Raw genomic sequence first — 4,766 nt, forward strand, 5'->3', positions numbered from 1 at the left:
GGTGCCCACCCACAGCTTCGCGTTCGTCGGCGCCGAAAAGGCGACCGCCACAACCGATGCCACGGCGGCCATCGCGGACGCCGACGTCATCCTGCTGGCGCCGTCCAACCCGGTGGTGAGCGTCGGCGCCATCCTGGCGGTGCCCGGCCTCCGCGGCGCGTTGCGCGCGGCGCGCGCCCCGATCGTCGGCTACTCGCCGATCATCGGTGGAAAGCCGTTGCGCGGCATGGCCGATGCCTGCCTGTCGGTGATCGGGGTCGAGTCCACCGCCGAGGCGGTCGGCCGCCACTACGGCGCCCGGCGCGACACCGGCATCCTGGACGGCTGGCTGGTGAGCGAGGACGATCGCGCCGACATCGACGGCGTGGCGGTGCGCTCGGTGCCGCTGGTGATGACCGATCCCAAGGCGACCGCCGAGATGGTCCGCGCCGGACTGGACCTGGCGGGGGTGAGCCCGTGACGCGCGCCGGCGAGCACGGCGCGGCCGCCGCGATCGAAATCCTGCCCGTGGCCGGGCTGCCCGAATTCCGGCCCGGCGACGATCTGGGCGCGGCGCTGGCCGCCGCCGCGCCGTGGCTGCGCGACGGCGACGTCGTGGTGGTCACCAGCAAGGTGGTGTCCAAGTGCGAGGGCCGGCTGGTGCCGGCGCCGCGCGATCCCGAGGAGCGCGACCGACTGCGGCGCAAGCTGGTCGACGACGAGGCCGTCCGGGTGCTGGCCCGCAAGGGCCGGACCCTGATCACCGAGAACCGGATCGGCCTGGTGCAGGCCGCCGCGGGCGTGGACGGGTCCAACGTCGGGCGTGACGAACTGGCGCTGCTGCCGGTCGACCCCGACGGCAGCGCCGCGGCGCTGCGCGCGGCGCTGCGCGAGCGGCTGGGGGTCGAGGTCGCCGTCGTCATCACCGACACGATGGGGCGCGCCTGGCGCAACGGCCAGACCGACGCGGCGGTGGGCGCGGCGGGTCTGGCTGTGCTGCACGGCTATTCGGGGGCCGTCGACCAGCACGGCAACGAGCTACTGGTCACCGAGGTGGCGATCGCCGACGAGATCGCCGCGGCCGCCGACCTGGTCAAGGGCAAACTGACCGCGATGCCGGTCGCGGTGGTGCGCGGGCTGTCCGTGACCGACGACGGGTCGACGGCGCGGCGGCTGTTGCGGCCGGGCACCGAGGACCTGTTCTGGCTCGGCACCGCCGAGGCCCTCGACATGGGCCGGCGCGAGGCGCAGCTGCTGCGCCGGTCGGTGCGCCGGTTCAGCGCCGAGCCGGTGCCCGCCGACCTGCTGGAGGCCGCCGTCGCCGAGGCGCTGACCGCGCCGGCGCCCCACCACACCCGCCCGGTGCGGTTCGTCTGGCTGCGGACCCCGGCCACCCGGACCCGGCTGCTGGACCGCATGAAGGACAAGTGGCGCGCCGACCTCGCCGGTGACGGCCGGCCCGCCGACTCGATCGACCGCCGGGTGGCGCGCGGCCAGATCCTCTACGACGCGCCCGAGGTCGTCATCCCGTTCCTGGTGCCCGACGGCGCCCACTCCTACCCCGACGCCGCGCGCACCGACGCCGAGCACACCATGTTCACCGTGGCGGTCGGTGCGGCCGTGCAGGCCCTGCTGGTCGCGCTGGCGGTGCGCGGGGTGGGCAGCTGCTGGATCGGCTCGACGATCTTCGCCGCCGACCTGGTGCGCGCCGAGCTCGACCTGCCCGCCGACTGGGAGCCGTTGGGCGCCATCGCCATCGGCTACGCCGCCGAACCGGCCGGGCCGCGCGATCCGGCGGACACCGGTGATCTGCTGATCCGCAAGTGATGCCGGATTTTCGAAAGATACTGAGCCCATGACGTTCGCAGGCAAGGCGGCGGCCACGGCCGACAAGCTCCGCGGCGGCTACTACACCCCCGCGCCGGTGGCCCGCTTCCTGGCCGGCTGGGTCCGCGAGGCCGGGCCCAGGATCGTCGAGCCCTCCTGCGGTGACGGCGCCATCCTGCGCGAGCTGGCCGGCCTGAGCGACGAGGTCCGCGGTGTGGAGCTGATCGCGGGCGAGGCGGCCAAGTCGCGCCGGTTCGCGCCCGTCGACAACGCGAGCCTGTTCGGCTGGCTTGCCACCGCCGAACCCGGCGGCTGGGACGGCGTCGCCGGCAACCCGCCCTACATCCGGTTCGGCAACTGGCCCGCGCCGCAGCGCGATCCGGCGCTGGAGGTGATGCGGCGCGAGGGCCTGCGCCCCACCCGGCTGACCAACGCCTGGGTTCCGTTCGTGGTGGCGAGCACCGTGCTGGTGCGCGACGGCGGACGGGTGGGTCTGGTGCTGCCGGCCGAGCTGCTCCAGGTCACCTACGCCGCACAGTTGCGCGAGTTCCTGCTGAGCCGATTCCGCGAGATCACCCTGCTGACCTTCGAGCGCCTGGTGTTCGACGGCATCCTGCAGGAGGTCGTGCTGTTCTGCGGCGTGGTGGGCCCCGGCCCCGCCCGCATCCGCACCGTGCACCTGCGAGACGCCGAGGCGCTGGCGCGCGCGGACCTGGCCGCCGAATGGGCGCCCGCGCTGCTGCACGAAAACGAGAAGTGGACCAAGTACTTTCTGGACCCCGCCGCGATCGGGCTGCTGCGCGAGCTCAAGGGTTCCGGCGCCCTGTCGAAGCTGGGCTCTTTCGCCGAGGTGGACGTCGGCATCGTGACCGGGCGCAACGCCTTCTTCACGTTCACCGACGCCCGGGCCGGGGAGCTGGGGTTGCGGCCGCACTGCGTCCCGCTCGTTTCGCGCAGCGCCCAGCTGTCCGGGCTGATCTACGACACCGATTGCCGGACAAGCGATGTCGCCGCCGGGCACCGCAGCTGGCTGCTCAACGCGCCGCCCGAGCCGGCCGACGCCGCGCTGAGCGCCCACATCCGCGCCGGTGAGGCCGCCGGGGTGCACCGCGGCTACAAGTGCTCGATCCGCAAGCCCTGGTGGCGCACGCCGTCGCCGTGGCAGCCCGACCTGTTCCTGCTGCGCCAGATTCACCGGGCGCCGCGGCTGACCGTCAACGCCGCGGCGGCCACGAGCACCGATACCGTGCACCGGGTGCGCCTGACCGCCGGCTCCGATGTCCCCGTCGATCCGGCCGCGCTGGCCGCGGTGTTCCACAACAGCGCGACGTTCGCGTTCGCCGAGATCCTGGGCCGCAGCTATGGCGGGGGCGTTTTGGAGCTCGAGCCCCGCGAGGCCGAGCAGCTGCCCATTCCGCCGCCGGCGCTCGCCGATGCCGGGCTGGCCTGCGACGTGGACCTGTTGCTGAAGGCCAACGAGATCGACAAGGCGCTCGACGTCGTCGACCGGCGCGTGCTGATCGACGGTCTGGGCCTGCCGGCCGAGGTGGTGGCCGGCTGCCGTGCGGCGTGGGCGTCGCTGCGGGACAGGCGCAATCGGCGGGGGTCGCGATGAGCGTCCGGGAGTCGGCGATCGCGATGCTGTCCGGCTGGGATCCCCCGGACGCGGCCCAGGATTCGGTGCGGCACGCCGTGCTGGCCTTCGTGCACGCCCGCAGCGATGCCTGCCGCCGCGAGTGCGTGCCCGGCCACGTCACCGCGTCGGCGCTGGTGCTCGACCACTCCGGCGATCGGGTGCTGCTGACCCTGCATCGCCGCCTGGGCCGGTGGGTGCAGCTGGGTGGTCACTGCGACGACGGCGACGCCGACATCGTCGCCGCGGCGCTGCGCGAGGCCACCGAGGAGTCCGGTATCGACGGGCTGCGGATGCCACCGCGGCTGGCCGCGGTGCACGTGCATCCGGTGGTCTGCTCGCTGGGGGTGCCGACCCGCCATCTGGATCTGCAATTCGTCGCGCACGCGCCGGCGGGGGCGCGGATCGCGATCAGCGACGAGTCCGACGATCTGAGGTGGTGGCCCGTCGACGCCCTACCGGACGGAACGGATTACGCGCTGGCGTATCTGGTCGAGCGGGCCCAGGCCCGCCGAGTGTGAAGTTCGTTTCACGCTGGCCGCCGAGTGTGAAGTTAACTTCACATTCAGCAGATCAAGCCCGGCTATACGTCGGACGAGTAGCGGATCCCGCCGTCGGGAATCGAGACACCCGGCCACACCCGGGCGCCGCGCAACAGCTCGCAGCGCGCCCCGATGTCGGCGCCGTCGCCGATCACCCCGTCGCGGATCAGCGCCCGGGGGCCGATGCGGGCGCCGAAGCCGATGATCGACCGCTCGATCACGCTGCCCGCCTCGACCTTGACGCCGTCGAAGATCACCGCGCCGTCCAGCCGCACGCCGGGGCCGATCTCGGCGCCGCGCCCGACGACCGTCCCGCCGACCAGCACCGCGCCCGGCGACACCGCCGCGCCGTCGTGCACCAACTGCTCGCCGCGGTGGCCGTGCAGGGCCGGCGAGGGCGCGATGCCGCGCACCAAATCGGCCGAGCCACGGACGAAGTCCTCCGGGGTGCCCATGTCGCGCCAGTAGCTGGCGTCGACGTAGCCGCAGACCTTGACGTCGGGATCCGACAGCAGCGCGGGAAACACCTCGCGTTCCACCGACACCTCACGGCCGCGCGGGATCCGGTCGATCACCGCGCGCGAGAAGACGTAGCAGCCGGCGTTGATCTGGTCGGTCGGCGGATCCTGGGTCTTCTCCAGGAACGCGGTCACCCGGCCCTCCTCGGTGGTCACGCAGCCGAACGCCCGCGGGTCGCCGACGCGGACCAGGTGCAGGGTGACGTCGGATTCCTGCGCGGAGTGGAAGTCGAGCATCTGACCCAGGTCGGCCCCGGAGAGCACGTC

General features: G+C 73.5%; 5 protein-coding genes. 4 read left to right on the forward strand and 1 reads right to left on the reverse strand.

Going from position 1 to position 4,766, the window contains the following annotated elements; genetic code table 11:
- The 4 genes from A5646_RS11865 to A5646_RS11880 form a co-directional block, all read left to right on the forward strand.
- On the forward strand, window positions 1-460 hold a 460-nt coding region (locus A5646_RS11865; protein ID WP_197505173.1), incomplete at its 5' end, for a 2-phospho-L-lactate transferase CofD family protein.
- Entirely contained in the window at window positions 457-1,806 is a 1,350-nt protein-coding gene (locus A5646_RS11870) for a coenzyme F420-0:L-glutamate ligase (RefSeq protein ID WP_066878856.1), read from the forward strand. The genes A5646_RS11865 and A5646_RS11870, both read left to right, overlap by 4 nt.
- A 28-nt stretch (window positions 1,807-1,834) precedes the next feature.
- A complete protein-coding gene (locus tag A5646_RS11875; RefSeq protein WP_066878853.1) occupies window positions 1,835-3,421 on the forward strand; it encodes a class I SAM-dependent methyltransferase in 1,587 nt (528 codons plus the stop codon).
- Window positions 3,418-3,960 (forward strand): NUDIX hydrolase, encoded by a 543-nt coding sequence (locus A5646_RS11880; protein WP_066868486.1) that lies wholly within the window; start codon window positions 3,418-3,420, stop codon window positions 3,958-3,960. The genes A5646_RS11875 and A5646_RS11880 overlap by 4 nt, the downstream gene beginning before the upstream one ends.
- A 62-nt stretch (window positions 3,961-4,022) precedes the next feature.
- Here A5646_RS11880 and A5646_RS11885 read toward each other — a convergent pair.
- Window positions 4,023-4,766 (reverse strand): sugar phosphate nucleotidyltransferase (locus A5646_RS11885; protein WP_067021840.1); only part of this gene is annotated, 744 nt, incomplete at its 5' end.

Source organism: Mycobacterium sp. 1245499.0 (assembly GCF_001673615.1).
Lineage (GTDB): Bacteria > Actinomycetota > Actinomycetes > Mycobacteriales > Mycobacteriaceae > Mycobacterium > Mycobacterium europaeum_A.